We start from the raw sequence: 25365 nt of genomic DNA on the forward strand, positions 1-25365 counted from the left end.
GCTGCACCGGCGTAGCGTGTAAACCCGATCCCGGATTCTGTAATGGCATTTCCCGCACTGGCGGCAAGACTGCGAACTTTTCTTTTCGGCTACAGCGGCACTTCCCTGGCCACCGGCCTGCAGGTGATTCTGCTGCCGTGGATTGCGGTTTCCCTGGTGGACCTGCCGGCCCTGCAGCTGGGTTGGGTGCAGGCCTCGGTACTGCTGCCGAACCTTGTGTTCCTGCTGTTTGGCGGCGCGCTCGCCGACCGTTTCGACGCGGCGCGGGTGGCGGCGCTGTCCTGCGTGGGGCTGGCGTTATGCCACGCGCTGCTGGCCATATATCTGCTGGAGCGGTTACCGAACCTGGTGCTGTTGCTCGCCTATGGTGTCAGCCTGGGCATCTTCACCGCCTTCCTGCAGCCGGCGCGGGACAATCTGGTGCATCGCTGTGCGCGCACACCGCAAGATGGCACCGCCAGGTTGAGCGAGGCCCGGGTCCAGCACACGGTTACCTGGATGATGCTGGCCCAGTACGGTGGGCAGGCGGTGGGCATGCTGCTGGCGAGTCGCTTCGACCTCTGGGGCGCGGAGCCGCTGCTGCTGATTCAGGTGGGCGCCCTCGCCATCGCCGCACTGTTATTCATCTCCATCCGGCATCACGGCCCCGCGCCGGAATCCATTGCACAGAAACTGCCCTCGGCACTGCTGGAGGGATTTGCGGAAGTGAAAAAAAGCCGCGCGATCCTTGAGCTGGTTTTGCTGGTGGGTTTCAACGGCCTGGTGCATATCGGCGTATTCCTGGTAGTGCTGCCGCTGATGGCAGACAGTTACGGCCGCGGCGCCAGCTACTACGCGAGCCTGCAGATCGCGTTTGTGGTGGGCACCGTAATTGCCACCGTCGCCATGCTGCGGCGGGGGCAGGGGGATCAGCCCGGGCGCGGTGTGCTGATGTGCCTGCTCTACAGCGCGGCGCTGTTGATAGCTATCAGTTTTGGCCCCACGCCCTTCGGCCTGATGTTGCTGTGCGCCTGCTGGGGGGCGGTGGCCGCGGCCTCCGCCGGGCTTGGGCGTGCCATTGTCCAGCTGCTGGCGCCAGAGCAAGTGCGCAGCCGCATTATTTCGATCTACCAGTTGTCCCTGTTCGGCTCCGCCGCCATCGGCGCGCTGGCCGCTGGCGCCATCAGCGAATTTTCCGCGCCGCTCACCACTCTGTTGTGGGCGGGGATCTTCAGCCTCATCGCCTTTGCACTGGCCTGGTACAGCGGCGCACTGCGCGGACTGACGCTGCAGCGCGGTGACTCTTCTACAGAACACGACCCCCACTCACAACCCTAGGACGAGCCTCAAACCATGCTGAAATCCCTCCAATGGCGCCGCCCTGAAATCCTGTTGTTGTTGCTGGCCCTCGCCATGCCGCTCTCGTTCGGTGTGTGGCAGGCGCTGCTGAACAATTTCGTGATCGAGCGCGCGCAGTTCACGGGAGCGGAAATCGGATTGCTGCAGAGCGTGCGGGAAATCCCGGGCTTTCTCGCCTTTACCGTGGTGTTCGTACTGCTGCTGGTGCGGGAGCAGCGCCTCGCATTTATTTCACTGATTGCGACGGGCGCCGGGGTGGCGATTACCGGGTTCTTTCCCTCCACCCTTGGGCTGTTGTGCACCACGCTGCTGATGTCCGTGGGGTTCCACTACTACGAAGCGCTGAAAACTTCGCTGGCGCTGCAGTGGTTGCCGAAGGAGACCTCGGCAATCTGGCTCGGGCGGATCATGGCCGCGGGTTCTTTTGCGTCGCTCGCGGCCTATGGCCTGGTGTGGCTTGCGGCGGAAAAACTGCAGCTGGATTACACCTGGATCTACCTGATCGGCGGCGGGCTTACCGTGTTGCTGGTGGCTGCGCTGTGGTTGGCATTTCCGGCGTTTCCGCAACCCCATGTACAGCACAAGAAAATCATCCTGCGCAAACGCTACTGGCTGTATTACGCGCTCACCTTTATGAGCGGCGCGCGCCGCCAGATTTTTGTGGTGTTTGCGGGCTTCCTGATGGTGGAAAAGTTCGGCTACAGCGTGGCTGAAGTGGCGCAGCTGTTTATTGCCAACCACCTGTTGAACCTGTACCTGGCGCCGAAGATCGGCCGCTTTATCGTGCGCTTTGGCGAGCGCCGCGCGCTGACGGTGGAATATATCGGCCTGATTGTGGTGTTCGGCGGTTACGCATTGGTGGAAACCGCCACCGCCGCGGCGGTGCTCTACATCATCGACCATTTGTTCTTCTCTATGGCCATCGCCATCAAGACCTATTTTCAGAAAATTGTCGACGAGCGGGACATCGCTTCATCGGCCGCCGTGAGCTTCACCATCAACCACATCGCCGCGGTGATCATCCCGGTGGCGTTCGGCCTGATGTGGCTGGTATCGCCGGCGGCGGTGTTCTGGTGTGGCGCGGCCATGGCCGCGGGCTCACTGCTGCTGGCCCAGAATATTCCGGCGTTGCCGGCGGCGGGCAATGAAGTGCGCTGGGGCAGGGTGGCTGCGCCCGGCGCGACAGCGTAAAAGAACCGGTTTTATGGGGGATTACTTGGGCTTTTTTCACGAGCTTCGCGCTTATCTCGGCATCGAGAGAAACAACACCAGCCACCGCGAAAAACTTATCTCCGCGCTGGGTGCGGCACTGGCGATTGCCTGTGTGTTCTGGGCCACCCAGCGCGCCCTGAGCGCGGGGCTGATCGACATATCCACCAGTTTTTTCATCATCGCCTCCATGGGCGCCAGCGCGGTGCTGCTGTTCGCGGTGCCCCACGGCGCCTTGTCGCAGCCTTGGGCACTGGTGGGCGGGCACCTGATTTCCGCGTTGATCGGTGTGATCTGCCACAAACTGATCGCTCACCAGACCCTGGCCGCCGGCGTTGCCGTTGGCAGTGCGGTGGCCGCCATGTACTACCTGCGATGTATCCATCCACCCGGTGGCGCCACTGCACTCACCGCGGTGACCGGTGGCGATGCGGTGTACCAGCTGGGGTTCAATTTTCTACTGGTGCCGATTTTCACCAATGTGCTGTTGATCCTGTTGGTGGCGGTGCTGTTCAACAGCCTGTTTTCCTGGCGGCGTTACCCGGTGCATCTGGGCCGACGCGCAAAGCCGGTCGTCACCGCAGAACCCTCCGACCGGGAAACGGAAATCACCCAGGAAGATTTTGCCGCGGCCATCCAGGAGCAGGACTCCTTTGTGGACATCACCGCAGAGGGTTTGACGGAGCTGCTGGAACTCGCCAAACAGCATGCGGAGCGCAATGTGGTGCACCCGAAAGAAATCATCGCGGGGCGCTGTTACAGCAATGGCAAACTGGGGCGCTTGTGGAGCGTACGCCAGGTGGTGGACGAATCCATGGAGCCGCCGCCGGTGCAGGATCGCGTGATCTACAAGGTGCTGGCGGGTGACGGTTCCTACGATACCGGAATCTGCCTGCGCGACGACTTCCGCCGCTGGGCGCGCTTCGAAGTGACCCTGAGAAACGGCCACTGGGTAAAGTCCGCCGAAAGCATCGACGAAGAACACCCCGACTAAATTCTCAGGCCTTTTAATTTCGGAATACTTTCCGAGAAGGTGGCGATAGCGGGGACAGCTTTGCGAGACCTTCCGCGAGAGGGACCTCGCGGAAGAGCCCCTATGGATGGGTTCACGGCGTGTCTCGCAAAGCTGTCCCCGGTAGCGTCACCGCCACTAAACTTTTTTTCTCTTTCACCACCGATTACTGATCCACATCGTCTGGTAAGGATCGAGTGTCACCGTCGCCAGCATATCGTCGAACACCGCGTTGCTGACGAGGTCTTTCCACTGATCCGTGCCGATCAGATTGATGGCATTGAGTGACACCGTCTGCGTCTGGTCGGAGATATTGTTGAGACAGAATATGCTCTGGCGGCGGTCCTGACTCTGGCGCCAGAAAGCGAAAATCTGATCCCCCAGATGCAGGGTGAACTGGGTGGCGTTGGGGTGAAAGGCGGGCTGCTCGCGGCGCAGCTGGATCAGCCGGCGCAGCTGGTGGAAAACCCGGTGGTGGTGGCTGTCCGGGTCCGCCAGTTTCTTATTCAATTCCAGTTCCTGCCACTGGCGGCGGTTGATGGCGCGGTTGTGGCCGTGTTCTTTCATACGCTCGTAATCGTTGGTGGTACCCACCAGACTGTGCAGGTAAAACGCCGGAATCCCCTCCAGTGCGAGCATGATCGCGTGCGCGCAGATAAACCGCGGCAGCTGCCAATCATCTTCCCCTGCGGTGGTGCCCTTCAACGCGTCAATCAGTGAAATATTGATTTCGTACGGTTTGCTGCTGCCGTCGTCCAGCGCGCGCCAGGAAATCTGTCCACCGAAATTTTCCATGGTCTGGATCAGCGCTTCCTGCTCACTGTCATCCAGCAAGCCTTCTACCGGGCGCAGGCCGATACCGTCGTGGGAGGCGATGAAATTGAAATAGGTGGTGCCGTTCTGGGCTGGCGGCATGCTCATCAGCCAGTTCTTCAGGTAGCGGCAGTTACCGGTCACCAGAGTGTTGACCAGCAGCGGCGGCAGCGAGAAGTTGTAGATGCAGTGCGCCTCATTGGCGTTGCCGAAATACGAGAGGTTTTCCCGGTTGGGAATATTGGTCTCGGTAATAATCACCGCGTTGGGGTTGGCGTGTTCGATCAGCGTGCGCAGCAGGCGCACGATCTCGTGGGTCTCCTCCAGGTTCAGGCAGTTGGTGCCGAGTTTTTTCCAGATAAACGCCACCGCATCCAGGCGAAAAATCCGTACGCCCATGTCCAGATAGAGGCGAATGATATCGACGATTTTTGCCAGCACCTTCGGGTTGGCGAAATTGAGGTCGATCTGGTCGTGGCCGAAGGTACACCACACATGTTTCGTGCCCGTTGGGGTGGTGGTGGCGCGCAGCAGCGGTGTCACCCGCGGGCGCACCACCTTGCTGAGATCTTCATCCGGGTCTACCTCCACAAAGAAATCGCTGCCTGGGTCTGCGCCCTGCTGGTAGTTGATAAACCAGTCGTGTTGTGCCGAGCAGTGGTTGATGACGAGATCTGCCATCAGATGAAAGTCGGTGCTGATGCGCAGGATATCGCTCCAGTCTCCAAGTGCCGGATCCACCTGTTTGTAGGCGGAGACCGCAAAGCCATCGTCACTGGTATAGGGGAAAAACGGCAGGATGTGCACGGTGTTGATCAGCATGGGGAAGTGCGCCTGCAGAAAGTGGTGCAGGGTCTTCAGCGGCGGCTGGTTGTCACTCAGGATGCTGTTGCCGTAGGTGATGACCGCGATATCCGTCTGGTCCCACAGATTCTTGTGCGCGAGCGGGTGCTGGCAGTCCTCGTCGAGGCGCATCAGCCGGGTCAGTTCATGGGCAATGGGTTCCACTTCCATCTGCGGGTAGATGAAGCGGAGATGGTCCACCACCTTTTGGTGCAATACCTCCCGGATCGGCAAATGTGCGTTGCTGTTGTTCATGGTCCCCCCTGGTCCAACTCTGTTCTTGTTCTACGGTGGTTGATATGGAAACGTCAGTTGTTGAATTCCTCGTAGTCCGCTTCCACCGCGTGCATCAGCTGCTGCAGAAAAGCGGGCTCGGCGCTGGTGATGCGGTTCCAACTGGGAATAAACGGCGTTTCCATCGGGTTTTCCAGAAACGCCTGGCCGGCCTTCACCAGATTGCTGGCAAACAGCTCCACTGTCTGCTCTTCCTTGTGAATATCAAAATTCAGGCCATTGATGATGGCGTCGTTGCGATAGGTCTCGACAAAATCCAGCGCGACGCGGAAATAGGTGGCCTTGATGCTGCGGAAGGTTTCCGAAGAGAACACCGTGCCCTGGGTGGCGAGTTTGCGGAAAAAGGACTTGGCGATGTCGATGGACATTTTCGACAGTCCGCCGTGTTCGTCGTCGAAGGACACATCCTGATGCTTGTGGTCGTATGCATGGGCAATGTCCACCTGGCACAGGCGATTGGTGGAGTAATTGCGGTGCATTTCCGACAGTACGCCGATCTCGAGCCCCCAGTCACTGGGAATGCGCAGATCGTTGATTACGTCGCGGCGGAAGGAGAATTCCCCGGCCAGGGAATAGCGGAAACTGTCCATGTATTCGAGATACGCGGTGTGCCCGTAGATTTTTTTCAGGGTGCGGATCAGCGGCGTGACCAGCAGGCGGCAGACGCGGCCGTTGATCTTGCCGTTGGCCACGCGGGAGTAAAACCCCTTGCAGAATTCGTAGTTGAAGTTGGGATTGGCTACCGGATAGAACAGTCGCGCCAGCATCATGCGGTCATAAGTGACGATGTCGCAGTCGTGCAGGGCGATGGCCTCGCCGCGGCGCGACGCCAGAATGTAACCCAGGCAGTACCACACGTTGCGGCCTTTTCCGGCCTCCTTGGGCGCGAGCCCGTCGCGCTGCAGTTGTGCGTCCAGTTCGCGCAGGCGGGGGCCATCGTTCCACAGCACACGTACATGCTGCGGCAGCACGCTGAACTGTTTGAGCGCGTCGCGGTACTGGGATTCGTCGGCGCGGTCGAGACCGATCACAATCTCGGACAGGTAGGGCACCTCGGCGAGAATTTCGAGGATACGCGGCAGTGCTTCGCCTTTCAGCTCCGAGTAAAGCGAAGGCAGTAGCAGTGACATGGGGCGCTGCTGTGAGAATCGCAGGAGGTCAGACTCCATATCCTCCAGGCTGCGGTTGGACAGGTTGTGCAGGGTCGTGATGTCGCCATTCTGAAAAAAGTCGGTCACGTTGTGCTTCCTATTTTGCGTGCGTTATTTCGGAATCTGAGCCCGGCGGGAGAGGATGTGCTGAATCGCTTCCGCCCAACCCTGTGGGCCGGTGTTGCGGCTGACGATGAGGTCCGGGTGCCCGGTCAGCTGCGGCGGCGGGTGGGCCGGGGAGCGCACCAGGACAGCGATATCCGCCGCCTTCAGCATGTCGAGATCGTTGGGACCGTCGCCGCTGGCAATCAGCCGGTACGCGCGCTCGCTGTAGCGCTGATAGATGTTTTTCAGCAAGGTCGTGGCCGCGCCCTTGTCGGTCTGGCCGAGCACATGCAGGAAGCGTCCGCCCTGCAGGGTGGAAAATCCGGCGGCGTTGGCGCGGGCGATAAATGCGCGCTTCTGCGACTCGTTCCCTTGCCACAGCAGCGGCTCGGAGTAGTCGCGCCGGTTGGCTTTTTCCGCCTGCGCGTATGTGAGGCCGGTGGCGGCAACAATGTCCGCCGGCGTCGCGGCGGCAAAATTCAGATAGGGCGCACCGTGCTGCTCGCTGTCGATACGAAGGAATTCGAGGATGCGACGTCGCGGTGCCCCGGGCTCCAGAACCCAGTAGCCGGAATTTTCAACCGCGGTCTCAGGCATGTGCGGAAAATAGCCCTGGGGAATAAAAATCGCCGAGCCGTTTTCGACAATGAACGGGTGGCGGTTGTGCAGGGACTGCCGCAGGTTGAGCATCTCATCGCGGGTTTTGCTGCTGTTCAAAATAACCGGAATACCGGCCGCTTCCAGTTGTCGCAGCGTGCTGTCCGCCGCGCTGTGGGAATAGGTGTAGTGATCGAGCAGGGTGCCGTCCAGGTCGGTGGCGATCAGCCACTGCGCTTGGGACTGTATTGCTTGCGTCATTCTTGTCCGCGTGTTGGTTCATCGTCGACGCCACGAAACTGTGCGTCGTTATCCTTGAGTAATCCAAAAATAGTGCCAGTCGCGGGAAAGTGAGCCACAGCGGTGCCTGCGGCGGGAGGATTGGCGCCGGATTTTTGCTTTCGTGCTTCAGTGTGGGGATGTTGTCAGGGCGGGATGCGGTCGGCGAACCAATCTGGTGCACCGTTTTGGGGGGCGGTCTACTGGGTGATAAATGGGCAAATCCGTGCCGTCGGCGCAGGGCCGGCGGCACGGATCAGGGATCAGTTGGCGCGGACCCAGGTTCCGTCCTGACGGCGGCAGGCGACTCCCTGGGAGCTGCGGGAATCTCCGCTGGCATCGTAGGCGGCGGTGAAGGAGCGGCAGTACTGGTCACCGCGCTGTTCCACGGCGCCGGGGATGACGGTGTAATTCTCGCCGCCCTGCGCGTTCTGCCAGCTGATCGTTTCCCCCTCCGGTGCAAACTCCAGTGCCTGCGCGAGGCAGGCCTGGTTGCGCTGGTCCATGCGGCGACCGACTTCGCCGCCGATCAGTACGCCGGCAATGGCGCCGCCGATAGTCGCCGCGGTATTGCCGCGGCCGTCGCCGATCTGATGGCCAATCACGCCGCCGATGAGTCCGCCGAGTACGCTGCCAACCTTGTTGCTGTTACAGCCGGTGCCGGAGGTTTGCGTTGTCGGGCGCCATTCCGGGCGGTATTCCGGTTCCGGGGCCTGCTGGTTGAACCAGGGGGGCAGAACCACGACGCGCGGCTGTTGGTCGTGGTGATGGTGGTGGTCGGCATAGCGTGGCGCCCGGCAGGTGCGCTCCTCTTTGTAGTCGCCCTTGCTATTCCACTTGCGCTCTACCTTGCAGTTGCCATCCCAGAACTCTTCCTTGTGTTCATGTTTGTGGTGCTTGTCGTGTTTCTTCCAGCCGCGGCCCTCGGGGGGATCGGCGTACAGTGACATGGACAGACTGCCGCACAGCAGGGCGGCGATGGCAGTGGAGAGTGCTTTCATTGTTGGTTTCCGGTCACGGTTACTTATCTAACTGGCGTGAATACTATCAATCGCCGTCTGAACCGTAAGTGAATCGGTCTACGTTCCGGATCATCGGTTACGGGAGTGTGGAAGAGGGGGGAGGTAATTGTGCACCCGCCGGCGCCGATGGCGGCAGCGGGTGCAAATTGGATGGGATCAGGGTGCGACGCAGCTCATGCAGCGCACATACAGTGCCCGCGGATCCCGGAAGGTTTTCAGTTCTGCAAAGGGTTGCAGCGCAGGTTGCAGGCTGCTTAGCCATGCGCCCAGCGGCAGATTCTGCTCCACGCTGGCGGCGATTCTCGCGTCCACATTCTCTGCCAGCGCGCGCATCAGCTTTTCACTCGGGGTCAGTTCGCGCTGGATTTCCAGCACCTCGTATTTTTCCAGGTTGGCGATCTGCGCGGCGTCGGCAATGGCGTCCTGCAAGTTACCAAGCTCGTCCACCAGCCCCAGTTCGTGCGCCATGCGCCCGGTCCATACCTGGCCCTGGGCGATCTCGTGGATTTCCTGCGGGGTGCTGTTGCGGGCTTCCGCCACCAGGCGCAGGAACTGCGCATAGGTGTGTTCCACCCCCTGTTGCAGAATGTCGGCAGCGGTTTCCGGCAGCGCGCGGTCGATGCGCATAGTGCCCGCGAGTTCGGTAGTACCGACGCCGTCATTAAAGATACCCAGATGTTCGAGAGATTCCTCGAACGTGGGGAAAGCGCCGAACACACCGATGGAACCGGTAATCGTGGAAGGCGATGCCCAGATGCGATCGCCGCCGGCGGAAATCCAGTAGCCGCCGGAGGCCGCCACGCTGCCCATGGAAATGATCACCGGGATGCCGGCCTCGCGGGTGGCGAGCAGTTCCTGGCGAATGGCCTCGGAGGCGAAGGCGGAGCCGCCGGGGCTATCGATGCGCAATACCAGCGCTTTCACTTTTTTCTCGCGCGCTTCGGCAATCAGCTTGCCCAGGGTGTCGCTGCCGATCTGCCCGGCGGGCGCTTCGCCATCCACGATGGCGCCGGCGGCACTGATCAGGCCGATCTTGTCGCTTTGCTTGCGTGGGTCCGGCAGGTTCGCCAGTTTGGTGTGACGCAGGTAATTCATGGCGTCGATGGATTTGTACTGGGTTTTGTCGGCTTCGCTCACACCCACCAGCTCCTGCACCTCGGCGACGGCGGCGCGGCGGGTGAGCAGCTTATCGACGAATTTGTTGGCGAGTGCAGCGTCCGCCCAGCTGCCACCTTCCGCGCGCATAAGCGAGGGCAGGTCGGCGATGTAGTTGTCGATGGACTCCGGCGGCAGGTTGCGCAGGCCGGTCACCTGCTCGGTGTACTCGGTCCACAGCTGGTGCAGCCAGCGGCTGTTGTTTTCCCGCGAGGCGGGGGACATGTCGTCGCGGGTGTAAGGCTCGATGAAATCCTTGTAGTCGCCCACGCGGAAGACATGGAAGTTGATCTTCAGCTTGTCCAGGGCGCTCTTGAAGTAGTTGCGGTAGCTGCCGAACCCCATCAGCAACAGCGAGCCCATGGGGTTCATGTAGACCTTGTCGGCATAGCTGGCGAGGAAGTACTGGCCCTGGGTGAAGTTGTCGCCAATGGCGTAGACCGGCTTCTCGCTGGCCTTGAAGCGCAGGACGGCTTCGCCGACTTCTTCGAGCTTGCTGAGGCTGGCTCCACCCAGATAGTCGAGCTCCAGGACCAGTGCGGCGATGCGATTGTCGTTGGCGGCGTGGTCGATGGCGTCTACCAGGTCTTTGACGCGGGTTTCCGGTGGGGTGGATGGACCGCCGAGGAAGGCGGGCACGCCGCTGGGCTGGCTCAGCTCGTCCACGAGATAGCCACCGGGTGCGACTTTGAGGGCGCCGCCCTGGGGAACGGTGATACGCTCTTCACCGCCGAAGATGGCGATGCCGATAAACAGCAACAGCAACAGGAACAACAGGTTGGTAAACACCCGGCGCAACCAGGTGATGCCACCGCCAATGGCACCGAAAAAGCGGCGCATGGGGCCGCGGCGATGTGTTGATTCAGTCAAACCTGAACTCCTTGTTGTCGGTCTGTTGTATTTTCATTGAGTCTTGTGGCGGTACTGCTACCGGGCTTTCGCATTTTGCAACTGCACTTGCCAGCGGCTGGCCATCATCGCGGAAACAAACAGGATAAGGCTGAGGGCGGTAAGTACGCCATGCTGCCAACCGCGTGTGGGCATCATTACGTCGACGATTCCGGCGGTGATGTACAGCAGCAGGATAAAGCACAGCCACAAATAGCTGCGCTGCCGGCGTTTGAGCATACCCGGCAATACCAGCAATAGCGGGATAGTCTGCAGCAGCCACCATTTTAGGGAACCGTCCAGAAAGAGATTCCACACCGCGAACAGTAGCAGAAGACCGCTGTAGCAGATCCAGTTGAGTTTTCTGGCAATGTCCAGTTTGCGCGCGACCTGCGCGGTGTCGATGGCTTTGGGTTGTTTGGCCACGTTCAGTCTCCGAGTTTCTGTGCCAGATCGGCGACACGGGTACCGAGGGCGCGGCACAGGACAATTTCGTCGCGGCTGAGGTCACTGGTACCACTGCCCGCCCAGTGGGAGGCTCCGTAAGGGGTGCCCCCGGTGGTGGTGTGCATGAGTGCGGCTTCGGAGTAAGGGATGCCGGCGATCAGCATGCCGTGGTGCAGCAGTGGCAGCATCATCGAAATAAGCGTGCTTTCCTGGCCGCCGTGCAGACTGCCGGTAGCGGTGAACACCGCCGCGGGTTTGCCGGTGAGGCTGCCGTCGAGCCACATGTCACTGGTCTGGTCGAGGAAGTAGCGCAGGGGCGCGGCCATATTGCCGAAACGGGTGGGGCTGCCGAGCAGCAGGCCGGCGCAGTGGCGCAGGTCTTCGGCGCTGCAGTAGGTTGCGCCGCTGTCGGGCACTGGCGGCAGGCTGGCTTCGGTGTCCGGGGAAACCGGCGGCACAGTGCGCAGACGCGCGGTCAGGCCGGCTTCTTCTACGCCGCGAGCGAGCTCTGCCGCCATTTTGGCGGTGGCGCCATTGCGGCTGTAGTAAAGAATGAGTACATAGGGCTCAGGCGACATTAGATGAGTTCCAGCACATTTTCCGGTGGGCGGCCGAGCACCGCGGTATTTCCTTTAACCACGATGGGGCGCTCGATAAGTTTGGGATTTGCCGCCATGGCGGCGATCAGCGCATCGTCCCCAAGGCTGGTGTCGCCGAGGTTCAGTTCCTTGTAGGCGTCTTCGCCTTTGCGCAGCAGGTCGCGGGCACGGATACCGAGCTTTTTCAGCAGGGTTTTCAGGGTGTCGGCATCCGGCGGGGTTTCCAGGTAGAGCACCACCTCCGGTTCAATCTGGTTGTCCTGCAGCAGTTGCAGGGTTTGGCGGGATTTTGAACAGCGGGGGTTATGGTAGATCGTCCACATCGAAAGGGCATCCTGTTACGGTTTGGCGTATTCTAACAGCCTGCTGTTGGTCGTCTACGCTGAGGTATGGCGTACTTTCTACACAAACTGCGTGGTTTTCCCCGCAGGATTCAGCGAAGAATCCGGCGGTGGCCGCTTTATAACAATTGGTATAACAAGTCGTATAACAAACTGAGAAGACCCATGACTGAAATGGTGCACCGCTGGCGTCGCTTCTTTTTTTCCCTGTGGACGGTTTTCAACGAAAAGAATTGCCGACAGAACGCCGCCGCCCTCACATACATGACCCTGTTCGCCATCGTGCCGCTGGTAACGGTGAGCTACGCCATGCTGTCGCTGTTCCCGGATTTCGCCGGTCTCGAGAGCAGGATCCAGCAACAGATTTTTTCCCACTTCGTGCCCGAGAGTGGCCGCGAAGTGCAGGAATACATCAACAACTTTTCCGTGCAGGCCCAGCGGCTGACCGGCGCCGGGATCGCCATACTGCTGCTGACCGCGGGCTTCATGCTGAAGAACATCGAAAATACCTTCAACGCGATCTGGGATATCCCCCGTGGGCGCAAAGGCGTTTCCAGTTTCCTGCTGTATTGGGCCATCCTGAGCCTGGGGCCGATTCTGCTCGGCGCCGGCATGGCCGCCACCACCTATCTGTTCTCGCAGAAAGTCCTCGCGCAGAACGACAGTCTCGGCGTGCTGCCCGTTGTGCTGCGGGTGCTTCCGTTCATCTTTACTGCGGTCGCTTTCACTCTGCTGTTTGTGGCGGTGCCCAATTGCCGGGTGCGACTGAAGCATGGGCTCGCCGGTGGTGTGATTACCGCAGTGGCGTTCGAGGCGGCGAAGTATGTGTTTGGTGCCATCGTGTCGCGCAGTTCGGTGCAGGCGATTTACGGTGCCTTCGCGTTTGTGCCGCTGTTTCTGATCTGGATCTACACCATGTGGATGATCGTGCTGGCGGGCTGTGTGCTGGTGCGCACGCTGTCGGTGTACCATGCCGCCGCGCAGGGCCGCAATTATTCAGATCTGGTGGCGACCCTGGCGCTGATGTCGAAATTTTTCAGCAATTACCAGAGGGGGCTGCCGGTGAGTGAGCAGGATATTTCCCGCGCGGGCATCCGCCCCGTGCAGTGGCGACGTATCCGCGAAATACTGCAGTCCCACAAGGTGATCGCGCAGACCGACCGCAACGACTACGTGCTGGTGCGGGATCTGGATTCCATTACCCTCGAACAGATGGTCGACTGGCTGCACCCTGCACCGGTGCCGGAGAGTGGCCACCGCGAACTGCAGGCGCGCGCCTGGTTTCGCGAAGTGGACGCTCGCTTTCGCGAGGCGCGGGACTACGCTCACGAGCACCTCTCCCAAAGCCTCGGCGATCTGTTTCGCGAGTCCATGGCCAAGGAAATGCTGGAGAAGTCCGTGGAACCGGTGGCGGATACCAAAGAGCTGCCGGCACCAGAAAACAACAAAGACAACCAATCAGCCAGCAAAGGAAACAGCCGCAATGCCCGCGCCAAGTCCTCGAGCCGTACCGCCAACTCGTAAACAGTTTTCCCTTGTGCTGATACTCGCACTCGCCGCGTCCTTTTTCGGCGGGTGTGAAAGTGGCCGCGACGCACTGCAGTCCCTCGACGGCAAGCCGCTGCGCACCGAGGGCAAGATCCTGCTGGTGAACTACTGGGCCGAATGGTGCGCGCCGTGCCGCGAGGAGATTCCCGAGTTGAATGCGTTCTATCGCGAGCACAGCGATAAGGTGCTGGTACTCGGGATCAATTTCGATCAGCTGCCCGCCGAGCAGGTGCAGCAACAGGCGGACAAATTTGCCATCGAATTTCCGCTGCTGGCAGAGGCTCCGGCAGGCCGCTGGGGCCAGGCCATGCCGCAGGTGCTACCGTCTACTTTTATCATCGATGCCAGCGGCCAGTGGCGGCGGACTCTGGTGGGACCACAGACGGCACAATCGCTCGCGGAGGCCGTCGCGCAAGTGCAGAACTGAGCCGGCAAAGCACGGCAGGGTTTCTTGTGCCGCACTAAGCTGGAATTTCACTTCTAGCGCTATAACCAAAGTGTCTTTTTGGGGGAAAGGTGCCAGCTGTTAGGATGCGGACAGTTTTCTGGCGGCAAATTCTGAAAATCCGGACTCAAATCCAATGCAATTGAGTGCACTGCTTCTCCTCGCATTCTACTTTTTCCTGATGTGGCCTCTTGCGCGCTGGCACCGCAGCCGCCATTCGCTGGCGCCGGCGGTATTTGCCGGTCTGCTGCTGGGGGTGTTGTTTGGCGGTTTCATGCATCTGGCGGAAGGCTGGGGGGTGAATCTGCCATTTGTGCTCGACTGGATCAGTCTGGTGGGCGAGGGCTATGTGAATCTGCTGCACCTGCTGGTGATGCCACTGGTGCTGGTGTGTATTCTCTCTGCGGTGGTCAGGGTCAGCCATACCAGTGATCTTGGCAAGATCAGCGCATCGGTACTGGCGGTACTGCTCGGTACCACGGCCGTCGCCGCGCTGGTCGGTGTGGTGATTGCCCACCTGTTCGGTCTGTCGGCGGAAGGGCTGGTGGAAGGCGCACGCGAAGCCGCGCGGGTCGAAGTACTGAACGAGCGCATTGGCCGCGTCAGCGATCTCAGCCTTCCGCAAATTCTCACCTCGTTTATCCCGCGCAATATTTTTGCGGACCTCGCCGGCCAGCGCGACACGTCAGTGATTGCCGTAGTGATTTTCGCGGTACTGCTGGGGCTGGCGGCGCTGGCGGTGCGCCGCGAAAATCCCGAGCAGGGGGCAGCCATCGAGCAGTTTGTCACCATCGCCCAGGTCTGGGTCATGAAACTGGTGCGCCTGATCATGGCCTTCACGCCCTACGGTGTGATGGCGTTGGTGACGGCGCTGGTGGCCAAATCCAGTTGGGCGGATATCTTCAATCTGTTCAGCTTTGTTGCTGCCTCGTTTGTCGCCATCGCCCTGATGTTTGTGGTGCACGCGCTGCTGCTGCTGGTGAACGGTATCAGCCCGCTGCACTATTTCGCCAAGGTGTGGCCGGTGCTGGTGTTTGCCTTCAGTTCCCGCTCCAGCGCAGCGACCATTCCGCTGAATGTGGAAACCCAGATCGACGAGCTGAAAAACTCCCCGGCCATCGCCAACTTCTCCGCCTCCTTCGGCGCCACCATTGGCCAGAACGGCTGCGCTGGCATTTACCCGGCGATGCTCGCGGTGATGGTGGCGGTGCCCATGGGGATCAACGTGTTCGATCCTATGTGGCTGGCATCGCTGGTGGCGGTGATTGTAATAAGCTCCTTCGGTATTGCCGGCGTCGGCGGTGGTGCTACCTTTGCCGCACTGGTGGTACTGCCCACCATGGGACTGCCGGTGCAGATCGCCGCACTGCTGATTTCCGTCGAGCCGCTGATCGACATGGCGCGCACCGCGCTGAATGTGAATGGGGCGATGACCGCCGGCACCCTGACCCAGCGCTGGCTGGGAAATGGCGCAGAGGTCGCGCCGGCCTGAGCCGCGTTTTTTCCGGTGCGAAGGCACCACAGCGGTCGAAAAGCTTCCCCGAGTTCAGGAAGGATTCAGCCTGCCCATCCTAAAGTGCTCCCATAGGCCAAGAGGTCAAAAGGTCAAAAGGTCAACGCGAGATGGGTAACCACCCAACCGGTTCGGTCTCAGGGAGCACGTCACATGGTCAATATCCACAATCTCTGCAAGCAGCTGGGCCTGATCGGCCTCACCGCCTGTCTGGTGGGCCTCAGCGCACATTCCTCCGCCGGCGACAGCGGTTACTATCCACACGATGGCTACGATTACGCCACCGTCACCGCCGTCACGCCGGTCTACAACGATATTCAGGTGGTTGAGCCCCGCACCCAGTGCTGGGATCAAACCGTCACCTATCGCCAACCTTCCCCCGCGGGCGCCATTATTGGCGGCCTGATCGGTGCAGCGGTCGGGCGTGATGCGGCGCGGGGTTACCGCCATGGCTGGGGACGTCACAGCCACTACCACCGCGGCAATAAAGGTGCGGGAATGGTAGCCGGCGCCGCGGTGGGCGCGGTGGTCGGCAATGCCATCAGCAGTCACAATGCGCCGGTGCAGTACGGTACCGAGCAGCGCTGCCAGGTGGTGGAACAGGTCAACACCCGCCGCGAGCTGGTGGGGTACGACGTCAACTACCAATACAACGGCCAGACATATCTGATTCGCACCAACCAGCATCCTGGGGATAGAATCCGGGTTCGTGTAGATGTGACGCCGGTGTTGTGATGGATGCTGACCGGCGTTCACACGTCATTGCTTTCGGAATAACAGGAGCTGCATTGTGAAACTTCCCGCTACCCCCAGAGCCTCAAAGGTAAAAGCGGCGATGCTATTGGTGACCGGCCTGCTGGCGGCGCTACTGGCCGCGCCGTTGTACGCCGGGCCGTCCGTTGGTGGTGTGCAGGTTGGCGGACACCCGGGGGAGCGCAATCCGCTGCCGCGGGTGCAGATGGAGCGCCACGCTGGCAAAGTACAGCCGCTGGCCAGTATTCGCATGCAGAACAAAGGCATCTCCCGCGACCAGGCGGCCTCCCTGGTGAAGCGCCGCTACGGCGGCAAGATCCTGGCGATCAGCGAAGTGCAGCGCAACGGCCGCACCATGTATCGGGTTAAGGGGCTTTCCGACAAAAGCCAGGTCTATGTGGTGTACGTGGATAAAGAGACCGGACAGATTTCGGGCTAATGCCGCTCGGACTCACACTCCGCACTCACGCTCCACACTCACGCTCCACACAATAGCAACAGAGGAATTTTTATGCGCGCACTGCTGGTGGAAGATGAATTCGCCCTGCGGGAGCAGCTGGCCGCTTCCCTGCGCAAGGCCGGTTACACCGTGGACGAAGCACCGGACGGCGAAGAGGCTCTGTACCTGGGGCGTGAATACCCCTACGACGTGGCCGTCATGGACCTCGGCCTGCCTAAAATCGATGGCATTGCCGTGATCGAGACCCTGCGCAAGGAGTCCCGTCATTTTCCCATCCTGATCCTTACCGCCCGCGGCCACTGGCAGGAGCGGGTGCGAGGTCTGGAAGCAGGCGGCGATGACTATCTCACCAAGCCGTTTCACACCGAGGAGCTGCTGGCGCGCCTCAACGCTTTGGTGCGCCGCTCCGCGGGATTCTCCTCCCCAACCATCAACGCAGGCCCCATTGAGCTCGACACCAGCGCCCAGCGGGTAAAGGTCTCCGGCAGTGAGCTGGAACTCACCTCGTTCGAGTACAAGGTGCTCGAGTACCTGATGCTGCACCCGGACGAAGTGGTGTCGAAAACCACGCTCACCGAGCACATCTACGAGCAGGACTGCGACCGCGACAGTAATGTGATCGAGGTCTTCATCGGCCGCCTGCGCAAAAAACTGGACGCTGCCGGCGGGGTGAAACCCATCGAAACCCTGCGCGGGCGTGGTTACCGCTTTTCCGCTGTGAGCTGATGCGTTGCTGACCCGCTGGCTGCACTCCCTTTCTGGCCGTCTTTCGCTGATGGCCACGCTGGTACTGCTGGTGTTTCTGGTGGTGCTCTCCGGCGTGCTCGAGCGCGCGTACCGCACCTCACTGGACGAGGCCAAGGTGCGCGAGCTGCAAGCTTATATCTACACCCTGCTAGTAGTCGCGGAGCCCGACGGCGACAGTCTGCACCTGCCGTTCAACCTGCCCGAACAGCGCTTCAACCAGCCGGATTCCGGCCTGATCGGCGCGGTGATGGACTCCCGCGGCCGGGTGATCTGGCGCTCCCAGTCCGCGCTCAGCCTGCCCAACTTCTCCACCATGCCGCTGCCATTGCCTCTGCGCCAGGGGCAGCAGGCGTTTGCCGAGCTCCAGCTGCCAGGGCTCGACACCCGCTTCAGCAGTTTCCGCCAGGGTATTGCCTGGGGGCTCGACAGCGAGCTGCAGTTCACTTTTGTGATTCTGGAGGACGCGGCACCGCTGCACGCCCAGGTGCAACAGTTCAGCGATACCCTGTGGCGCTGGCTCGGTATCGGCGCACTGGCGCTGATCGCGGTGCAGCTGTTGGTGCTGCGCTGGGGGCTGGCGCCGCTGCGGCGCGTGGCACACGCACTGAAAGACATGCAGCAGGGGGGCAGTGATACGCTGCAGGGCAACTTCCCGCGGGAACTGGTGCCACTTACCGACAACCTCAACCTGCTGATTGAGAACGAGCGCCGCCAGCGGGAGAAAACCCGTCACACCCTCGGCGATCTCGCCCACAGCCTGAAAACGCCGCTGGCAGTCCTGAAAGGCATGGATCTGGCTGCCGATCCGCAATCCGCACAGATTGCGTTGGCAGAGCAGGTGCAGCGCATGGACAGCATCATCAGCTACCAGCTGAAGCGCGCCGTCGCCAGCTCGCCCAAGTCCATCCTGCGCGGGGTGGCAGTAAAGCCGCTTGCAGAAAAAATTCTCACCGCTCTCGACAAGGTCTACCGCACAAAGCACGTGGACGCAGAACTGCTGTGCGACGACTCGGTGCTGTTCTACGGCGACGAGGGCGACCTGATGGAGATGCTCGGCAATCTGCTGGACAACGGCTACAAATACGGCGGTGGAAAATTGCTGGCGAAAATCGCCAACACGGATGATCAGCGCGGGCTGGAAATCGTGGTGGCGGACAACGGTCCCGGGCTTACGGACGCCCAATGGCAACAGGTAATCCAGCGCGGCGTGCGTGCCGACCAGCAACAGCAGGGGCAGGGCATCGGACTTGCGGTAGTGGTGGATATTGTGGAGAGTTACCACGGCAGGATTGCCATAATGCCCGCACAGGAACGCGGTGATGTGGACCTCGGGGGACTCACCCTGCGGGTTACGCTGTAACGAATAGAACCAAACAGGCATCTCTCTACCTCGTCATTCCCGCGCATGCGGGAATCCAGAGGCTGGACCCCGCGCTCGTGAGGGTGACGCGAATGGCATTTCTGAGATAACTCAAAAAATAAAAAGGACGTTTTATGTTTTTACAACCATTCAGGAAACGCTCTGGCAATGCGCTGTCCGTATTCGTCGCCATGTTGGCAGCCGTCGCCACCACATCCTCCGCAGCAGAGCTCAAATCCCCCTGGCCCGGCGGCGCGGAAGTGGCGGTGGTGCTCACCTACGACGATGCACTGGACTCCCATCTGGACATCGCCATCCCCCAACTGAACGAACACAAACTGCCCGGCACGTTTTATTTAAGCGGCGCTCGCCCATCCATCCGCATGCGCCTGCACGAATGGCGCCGCGCCGCCCAGCGCGGGCATGAACTGGGCAATCACATGCTCTACCACCCGTGCCGCAAGTCCCTCTCCAACCGCAGCTGGGTAAAACCCTGGCAGGACCTGGATAACTACACCCTGGAACAGTTCGTGGACGAGGTGCTGGCCACCAACAGCATGCTCGAAGCCATCGACGGCAGGAAACAGCGTACCTTCGCCTATCCCTGTGGCGACATGATCGCCGGTGGCGAAGATGTGATCCCCGAATTGAAAAAACTCGTCCCCGCTGCGCGGCTATTCTCCGACGATGGCCAGCACAAAATCAGTGACCGCGACTTTTACCGCATAGCGTCCTTCGACGGCGCGGAAAAAAATGCGGAAGAACTGATTGCCGTGGTGGAAGCCGCGCGGGAAAACCACAGTCTGGTGGGCTTTATGTTCCACGGCGTGGGCGGCGACTACATCACCGTATCGTCCGAGGCACACAAGGCGCTGGTGGAACACCTGGCGGCACACCCGGAGCGCTACTGGGTGGCCACCATGGAGGAGGCGGTTGCACACCTGAAGCGGGAGCAGGTGCGGCAGTCGTTGTAAGGTTGCAGGGTACAGTCTTCTCCGCGTTCGGGTTCTGTCTTTCGGTAGGTCGCAGCGGCCGATCGCCGCACCGCGTTGTGCAGGATTTGGCAGCGCTCGGGAGGTACAATGCGCCTTTTCCCGACTCCTGGAGTACCCTGTGAAATTCCGATCCAAAGTTGCGCGGATTACAGCTCCGCTGTTGCTCAGTCCGCTGGTTGCGGTGGCGAATGTTTCGCCGGAAGCGCAGAACACCGCAGACTATGCGGTAAAGCGCTACGAGACGGCGATGACCGATACCCTCGCCGAACTGGTGAAATTCAAGACCGTGGCGCGGGAAGACCTGCCGCTGGAAAAGAACCCCGAATTTACCGGTTTCAAAAGCACTTTGTGCGGTACCGCCAGGGACCTGGGGCTTGAGTGCGAGGACCACGGCTACGTGGTGATCGTGGCGCTGGGCCAGGGTGAGGAGAAAATCGGTATCGTCACCCACGGCGATGTACAGCCGGCCAATCCGGCCAAGTGGAAGAAAAGCCCGTTTGAGCTGGATCGCACCAGCGAACCGGGCAAGTTGATCGCCCGCGGCAGCGAGGATGACAAGGGGCCAATCGCCACCGCGCTTTATGCGATGAAGGCGATCAAAGATAAAGGCGTGCCGATGCAGCGGCGCGTGGAGCTGATTGTCTACCTGGCCGAGGAGTCCGACTGGGGCCCGCTGGAAGCGTTCCTGAAAGATTACGACATGCCGGCCTATAACATCACCATCGACGCCAATTACCCGGTGGTAACCGCAGAGAAGGGCTGGAGTGAAGTGCGCGCAACCTTTGCCGATGCCGCGGTGGCGGACAAGAACAAGCCCTACCTGAGCGAGTTCCACGGTGGCTATTTCCGCAGCCAGGTACCGGACGAGGCCCATGCCAGTATCGTCAATCCGACCGCGGAGTTGGAGAAGGCGATCCGCGCGCGCGCAGCGGCACATCCGCAGGTAAAATTCGAGTTCGCGCAAAACGACGGCGTGCTGCAAATCACCGCCCGCGGTGTGGCCACTCACAGTTCCGAACCGGAACACGGTATCAATGCCATTGCTTTCCTGGCGGATGCGCTGGGCAACCAAGATTGGCCAGCCAATGCCGCCGGCGCCATGGTGCGCTACATCAACGACCTGGTCGGCACCGGCATTGTCGCTGAGCAGTTCGGCGACATTGCCTACCGCGACGACTTTATGGGACCGATGACCGGCGCCCTGACCATGGTGAAGGCCGACGACAAGGGGCTCACCAGCCACCTGAACCTGCGCCGTCCCACCGGCAAGTCCGCCGAGTTGCTGGACAAGCAGATCCGCAGTGCCCTCGATAACTGGCAGAAACAGACCGGAATCCAGATGGCGGAAGTGGGTGTGCATCTCGGTGAACCCTACCGCGCGGATGATGCGCCGCAGGTGGAACCGCTATTGAAGGTGTTCCGTCATTTCACCGGTATCAAAGATGCGGGCCCGGTATCGATTGGCGGTTCCACCAATGCCAAGCTGCTGCCGAATGCGGTCAGCTTTGGCCCGTCGATGCCGGGCAAAGCCTACACCGGCCACTCTGAGCACGAGTTTATCACCGTGGATCAGCTGCGCCTGAACCTGAAAATGTATACGGCGATGATGATCGAAATCGCTAATCTGTAGGTCTTCGCCAGAGTGTTTCCATCAATAAAAAAGGGACTGAAATTTCAGTCCCTTTTTTAATGGTTTTTTTTGCGGAGGCTGGCTCAGAACCAGTCCCGCTGCATCTCAAACGGCACGCGGTTGCCGGCTTCCAACAGTGTCAGCTGCGGTTCTATCTCCGGTAATTCCCATTCGATATAGAAGCGCGCGGCCTGCAGCTTTCCGCGGTAGAAATTCTCTTCGTTCTCACTGAGGTTTGTGTTCAGGCGGCGCGATGCGATCAGGGCCTGGCGCAGCCAGATCCAGCTCACCACCACGCGGCCGAAGGCGTCGAGATACAGTGCGGCATTGGCGAGCCCCAGATCGGCGTCCGCAGCCATCTGCCCCAGTAAAATTTCGGTTGTGCTGTTGAGCCTGCCGAGGCCGTCGCCGAGACGTTGCGCCAGTGCGTTCAGTTCGTCACTGTCGGCACAGGCGGCGAGGGTTTTGCCGATTTCTCCAGCGAGAAGTTGGTAACCGGCCAATCCTTTTGCGGGCACTTTGCGCCCCAGCAGGTCCATGGCCTGAATACCCTCGGTGCCCTCGTGAATCGGGTTCAGGCGGTTGTCGCGGTAGAGCTGTTCGAGGGGGTATTCGCGAATATAGCCAGAGCCGCCGAGTACCTGGATCGCCAGGTCATTGGCTTTCAGGCAGTATTTCGACGGCCAGGATTTGACGATGGGGGTGAGCAGGTCCAGCAGTTCCGCGGCCTGCTGCCGCTCATTTTCGGTTTCCGCGCTGTGGGCATCTTCGAACAGTGAAGACGCGTAGAGGCAGAGGGCGAGGCCGCCTTCCACATAGCTTTTCTGCATCAGCAACATGCGCCGCACATCTGCATGCTGGATGATGGGGACCTGTTTCGACTGCGGATCGCGGTTGGAAGGCAGGCGACCCTGCGGGCGCTCTTTTGCGTACTGCAAGGCGTGTTGGTAACCGCGGTAGCCGAGCACTGCCGCACCGGTGCCGACGCCGATGCGGGCTTCGTTCATCAGCTGGAACATGTAGCTGAGACCCTTGTGCGGTTCTCCCACCAGGTATCCGACGGCGCCGCCGCTTTCGCCGAAGCTCAGCACGGTGGACGTAGTGTTGCGGTACCCCATCTTGTGCAGCAGGCCGGCGAGCTGCACATCGTTGCGGATCGGTGCTGCGCCGTCGGTCGCTGGAATAAATTTTGGCACCAGAAACAGGGAAATACCCTTGACCCCGGGCGGCGCGTCCTTGATGCGCGCCAATACCATGTGCACGATATTTTCGGTGATGGACTGGTCGCCGCCGGAGATAAACATTTTCTGTCCGCGCAGGCGATAACTGCCGTCTTCCGCTGGCGTGGCGGTGGTGCGGATGTCCGCGAGGGCGGAGCCCTGGTCCGGCTCAGTCAGTGCCATGGTGCCGGCGTAGCGGCCGTCCATCATTGGCGGCAGATAGGTATTTTTGAGGTCTTCGCTGGCAAAACTGCGCACCAGGTTTGCCGCGCCCAGGGTGAGAAACGGGTAGGCGGCGGTGCCCACATTGGCGGCGTTGATGTAGGCCATGGCGCTGCGCAGGATGACTTCCGGCAGTTGCATGCCACCCTCGTCGAAATCGTAGTGGGCGGCGAGGAAACCGGCCTCGGCGAACGCATGCCAGGCTTTGTGGGTTTCCTCGATCAGGGTGACGGTTTCACCGTCGAACGTGGGTTCGCAAGCGTCGCCCTTGGTGTAGTGGTCGGCGAAGTATTTTTCCGCGATGGTTCTGGCGGTGTCGAGGGTCGCGTTGAACACTTCCCGGGAATGCTCGGCGTAGCGGGGGCGCTGCAGCAATGCCTCGGTATCGAGAAATTCGTACAGCAGGAACTCGATATCCCGGTCTTTCAGATACTGTTCGCTCATAACCACTCCGCTTCTGGTGTTATAGGAAGCGGATCAGAGTAGGCAGTGGGAAGAGAGCGGGCAATGACATTTCAGGTAATGGTCACTGATCTATTGGCAATCAGTGACCATCCCTGAAAAGCCAGTCTGAAATGGAGCGCGGAGCTTGTCAGGTACCTTCGCTGCCCTTGATTCCGTCGATGTCCTGTACCGGTGGCGCGGGTCGGGTTTCCGGGGTGGTTTTCCTGCGGGTGCCGGTGCGGTCGGGCGCAACCCCCGCCCACAGACGGGAGGACAGCTGTTGCGGGCTTTCACTGCGGCCATCGGCAATCCACTGCACCAGAGTGGCCGCCACGTCCGGCCAGTCGACATGCACACCGCGCGGCTGGCCCTGCAGCCACTTGCCGATGGTGACCGCATCCATCTGATCCACCACGGTTGCCAGCTGCAGTTTTTGCAGGGCCATGGCATTGGCCTCCTGCTCGAACTGCCCTTTGAGCGGGCGGGAGAGGATTGGCTTGCCGAGTGTGAGGGTTTCCGCAATCAGCTCGAAGCCTGAGTTGCAGATTACCGCACGGGAAGTGGCCACGTCATGGCGGAAGCCCTCCACGGAGGGTGCTTTCAACACGATATTGTCCGCTGCCGGCAGCGCCGTCGGCAGGCCGTAGACGATGAAAGAATAGGGCAGTTGCGCCAGCTGGTGTAACAGCGGTTCCGCATGCTCGAACGGCAGGTATACCAGCACGTGATCCAGTTGTTCCAACCCGCTCTGCCCGTGCGGTTCGGCGATTGGCGGCAGAATCGGGTGGCCGAAGTGGTGCCAGTGCATGCCGAGACTCATCTGCACCGGGGCGAACATTTTCATGATGGCGCGGGCCGTCCAGCCAAAGCGCGGAGTGGGGATGGCGAAGTTGAACGCGTACTGGTGGCCGAGGCCCAGGCTCGGATGTTTGCGTTTTTTCGCAGCCCAGGCGGTGACCGGTTCGAAATCGCTGATCACCAGGTCGAAGTCCTGCACCGGTAGTTCGCGGATGTCTTTCAGCAGGCGGCTGACATTCAGTTGTCTGGCGGTGGCGATCTGGTCGATCTTTCCCTCTTGGTGCACAAAGGTGAGTCCCTCGCGCCACCAATACTCGCCGAACGCTTCCATGGCAAACAGCTTCTCCGGCGGGCGACCGCTGAACAGCCACTGGACGCTCACATCCGGGAACTGGCGGAAGGCCTCTGCCATGGCGCGCGCGCGGGTGATGTGGCCGTTGCCGGTGCCCTGAACGCCGTAGAGTATTTTCAAGGTGCTTCTCCGATTGAGCAGAGGGAAGGGGTTTTTTCCGCTGGCCGCTTACAGCAACGCGCCGCTGACCGCAAAGCCTACGCAGGTGCCGAGCAGCGCGCCGGCGCACACGTCGGTGGGGAAGTGCACGCCGAGCCCCACCCGTGAGGTCCCCACACCCGCCGCCCAGAAGTAACCCAGCGCCCACAGCGGGTTCAGGCACTGGCTGAGCATGGTCACAAACAGGAAGGCGCCAGAGGTGTGGCCGGACGGCAGACTGAAACGGTCATTGGCGATGATGATGGAGCGCAGCCCCGGAATGGTTTCCGGCGGGCGGTTGCGCTTGGTGGTGTTCTTGATGGTCCAGTAGAGCGAGCGCTCGATGGCGAAGGCGGCGCCGCAGGTGTAGAGAAACTGCAGTGCCATCACCGTGTCGATCAGCAGAATGGCCAGCGGCGACAGCAGATACAACCAGCCATCGGCAGACCGGGACAGCAGCAGGTAATTCCTGCGCGATGTCGGTCGCGTCGCTCGCTGCGCCATGCGCAGAACCAGGGAGACATCGACCGTTTTCAGTGTGATAGGTAGGCTTCGCATGAGGTAAAAGTACGAAGCCAATATTGCGCGGACTTGACCGAAATATGTCAGATCCGTGAAATCTGTACGGGATGGCGGGTATTAATTCG

General features: G+C 60.7%; 23 protein-coding genes. 12 read left to right on the forward strand and 11 right to left on the reverse strand.

Annotated features, from left to right (window positions below; genetic code table 11):
• Positions 1 to 42: 42 nt before the first annotated feature.
• The 3 genes from FDY93_RS14275 to FDY93_RS14285 are packed head-to-tail and all read left to right on the forward strand — an operon-like array spanning position 43 to position 3541.
• The gene (locus FDY93_RS14275) at positions 43 to 1317 is read left to right on the forward strand and encodes an MFS transporter (protein WP_138236432.1); all 1275 of its coding nucleotides are present in this window, start codon (positions 43 to 45) and stop codon (positions 1315 to 1317) included.
• Positions 1318 to 1332: 15 nt separating this feature from the next.
• Positions 1333 to 2529, forward strand: coding sequence for an MFS transporter (locus tag FDY93_RS14280; RefSeq protein WP_138236433.1), 1197 nt, complete (start codon positions 1333 to 1335; stop codon positions 2527 to 2529).
• A gap of 13 nt (positions 2530 to 2542) precedes the next feature.
• Positions 2543 to 3541: an HPP family protein gene (locus tag FDY93_RS14285; RefSeq protein WP_138236434.1), complete on the forward strand. Its 999-nt coding sequence runs from the start codon at positions 2543 to 2545 to the stop codon at positions 3539 to 3541.
• A gap of 174 nt (positions 3542 to 3715) precedes the next feature.
• Here the strand turns inward: FDY93_RS14285 and FDY93_RS14290 are convergent, their stop codons facing one another.
• From FDY93_RS14290 to arsC, 8 genes are all read right to left on the reverse strand, one after another.
• Positions 3716 to 5470 carry a sugar phosphorylase gene (locus tag FDY93_RS14290; protein WP_138236435.1) on the reverse strand — a complete coding sequence of 585 codons (1755 nt, stop codon included), beginning with the start codon at positions 5468 to 5470 and terminating at the stop codon, positions 3716 to 3718.
• A 53-nt stretch (positions 5471 to 5523) separates the two neighbouring features.
• Positions 5524 to 6747 carry a glycosyltransferase family protein gene (locus FDY93_RS14295; protein ID WP_138236436.1) on the reverse strand — a complete coding sequence of 408 codons (1224 nt, stop codon included), beginning with the start codon at positions 6745 to 6747 and terminating at the stop codon, positions 5524 to 5526.
• Positions 6748 to 6771: 24 nt separating this feature from the next.
• A complete protein-coding gene (locus FDY93_RS14300) occupies positions 6772 to 7623 on the reverse strand; it encodes an HAD-IIB family hydrolase (protein ID WP_138236437.1) in 852 nt (283 codons plus the stop codon).
• 281 nt (positions 7624 to 7904) lie between these two features.
• A complete protein-coding gene (locus FDY93_RS14305; protein ID WP_138236438.1) occupies positions 7905 to 8642 on the reverse strand; it encodes an RT0821/Lpp0805 family surface protein in 738 nt (245 codons plus the stop codon).
• A 177-nt stretch (positions 8643 to 8819) separates the two neighbouring features.
• Positions 8820 to 10688: a signal peptide peptidase SppA gene (gene sppA / locus FDY93_RS14310; protein WP_138236439.1), complete on the reverse strand. Its 1869-nt coding sequence runs from the start codon at positions 10686 to 10688 to the stop codon at positions 8820 to 8822.
• A gap of 57 nt (positions 10689 to 10745) precedes the next feature.
• The gene (locus FDY93_RS14315) at positions 10746 to 11132 is read right to left on the reverse strand and encodes a DUF2069 domain-containing protein (protein WP_246068589.1); all 387 of its coding nucleotides are present in this window, start codon (positions 11130 to 11132) and stop codon (positions 10746 to 10748) included.
• Positions 11133 to 11134: 2 nt separating this feature from the next.
• Positions 11135 to 11731 carry an NAD(P)H:quinone oxidoreductase gene (gene wrbA / locus FDY93_RS14320; protein WP_138236440.1) on the reverse strand — a complete coding sequence of 199 codons (597 nt, stop codon included), beginning with the start codon at positions 11729 to 11731 and terminating at the stop codon, positions 11135 to 11137.
• A complete protein-coding gene (gene arsC, locus FDY93_RS14325) occupies positions 11731 to 12075 on the reverse strand; it encodes an arsenate reductase (glutaredoxin) (RefSeq protein WP_138236441.1) in 345 nt (114 codons plus the stop codon). The genes wrbA and arsC overlap by 1 nt, the downstream gene beginning before the upstream one ends.
• A gap of 183 nt (positions 12076 to 12258) precedes the next feature.
• On the opposite strand from arsC, the gene FDY93_RS14330 reads away from it, so the two are divergent.
• From FDY93_RS14330 to FDY93_RS14370, 9 genes are all read left to right on the forward strand, one after another.
• On the forward strand, positions 12259 to 13617 hold the full coding sequence (locus tag FDY93_RS14330) for a YihY family inner membrane protein (RefSeq protein WP_138236442.1): 1359 nt from the start codon (positions 12259 to 12261) through the stop codon (positions 13615 to 13617).
• 13 nt (positions 13618 to 13630) lie between these two features.
• Positions 13631 to 14068, forward strand: a complete 438-nt coding sequence (locus tag FDY93_RS14335) for a TlpA family protein disulfide reductase (RefSeq protein WP_171018993.1) — start codon at positions 13631 to 13633, stop codon at positions 14066 to 14068.
• A 154-nt stretch (positions 14069 to 14222) separates the two neighbouring features.
• Positions 14223 to 15578: an L-cystine transporter gene (locus FDY93_RS14340; RefSeq protein ID WP_138236444.1), complete on the forward strand. Its 1356-nt coding sequence runs from the start codon at positions 14223 to 14225 to the stop codon at positions 15576 to 15578.
• A 174-nt stretch (positions 15579 to 15752) separates the two neighbouring features.
• Entirely contained in the window at positions 15753 to 16334 is a 582-nt protein-coding gene (locus FDY93_RS14345) for a glycine zipper 2TM domain-containing protein (RefSeq protein ID WP_138236445.1), read from the forward strand.
• 55 nt (positions 16335 to 16389) lie between these two features.
• Positions 16390 to 16791 carry a PepSY domain-containing protein gene (locus FDY93_RS14350; RefSeq protein ID WP_138236446.1) on the forward strand — a complete coding sequence of 134 codons (402 nt, stop codon included), beginning with the start codon at positions 16390 to 16392 and terminating at the stop codon, positions 16789 to 16791.
• A gap of 72 nt (positions 16792 to 16863) precedes the next feature.
• The gene (locus FDY93_RS14355; protein WP_138236447.1) at positions 16864 to 17538 is read left to right on the forward strand and encodes a response regulator transcription factor; all 675 of its coding nucleotides are present in this window, start codon (positions 16864 to 16866) and stop codon (positions 17536 to 17538) included.
• A gap of 4 nt (positions 17539 to 17542) precedes the next feature.
• Positions 17543 to 18919, forward strand: a complete 1377-nt coding sequence (locus FDY93_RS14360) for an ATP-binding protein (RefSeq protein WP_246068590.1) — start codon at positions 17543 to 17545, stop codon at positions 18917 to 18919.
• Positions 18920 to 19053: 134 nt separating this feature from the next.
• Positions 19054 to 19893 carry a polysaccharide deacetylase family protein gene (locus FDY93_RS14365; RefSeq protein WP_138236448.1) on the forward strand — a complete coding sequence of 280 codons (840 nt, stop codon included), beginning with the start codon at positions 19054 to 19056 and terminating at the stop codon, positions 19891 to 19893.
• A gap of 127 nt (positions 19894 to 20020) precedes the next feature.
• Positions 20021 to 21544 (forward strand): dipeptidase, encoded by a 1524-nt coding sequence (locus tag FDY93_RS14370; RefSeq protein WP_138236449.1) that lies wholly within the window; start codon positions 20021 to 20023, stop codon positions 21542 to 21544.
• An 83-nt stretch (positions 21545 to 21627) separates the two neighbouring features.
• Here FDY93_RS14370 and FDY93_RS14375 read toward each other — a convergent pair whose 3' ends face one another.
• From FDY93_RS14375 to FDY93_RS14385, 3 genes are all read right to left on the reverse strand, one after another.
• Positions 21628 to 23430, reverse strand: a complete 1803-nt coding sequence (locus FDY93_RS14375) for an acyl-CoA dehydrogenase (protein WP_138236450.1) — start codon at positions 23428 to 23430, stop codon at positions 21628 to 21630.
• 148 nt (positions 23431 to 23578) lie between these two features.
• Entirely contained in the window at positions 23579 to 24700 is a 1122-nt protein-coding gene (locus FDY93_RS14380) for an MJ1255/VC2487 family glycosyltransferase (protein ID WP_138236451.1), read from the reverse strand.
• 48 nt (positions 24701 to 24748) lie between these two features.
• On the reverse strand, positions 24749 to 25276 hold the full coding sequence (locus FDY93_RS14385) for a phosphatase PAP2 family protein (RefSeq protein WP_138236452.1): 528 nt from the start codon (positions 25274 to 25276) through the stop codon (positions 24749 to 24751).
• Positions 25277 to 25365 lie beyond the last annotated feature (89 nt).

The organism is Microbulbifer harenosus, from assembly GCF_005771435.1.
GTDB lineage: Bacteria > Pseudomonadota > Gammaproteobacteria > Pseudomonadales > Cellvibrionaceae > Microbulbifer > Microbulbifer harenosus.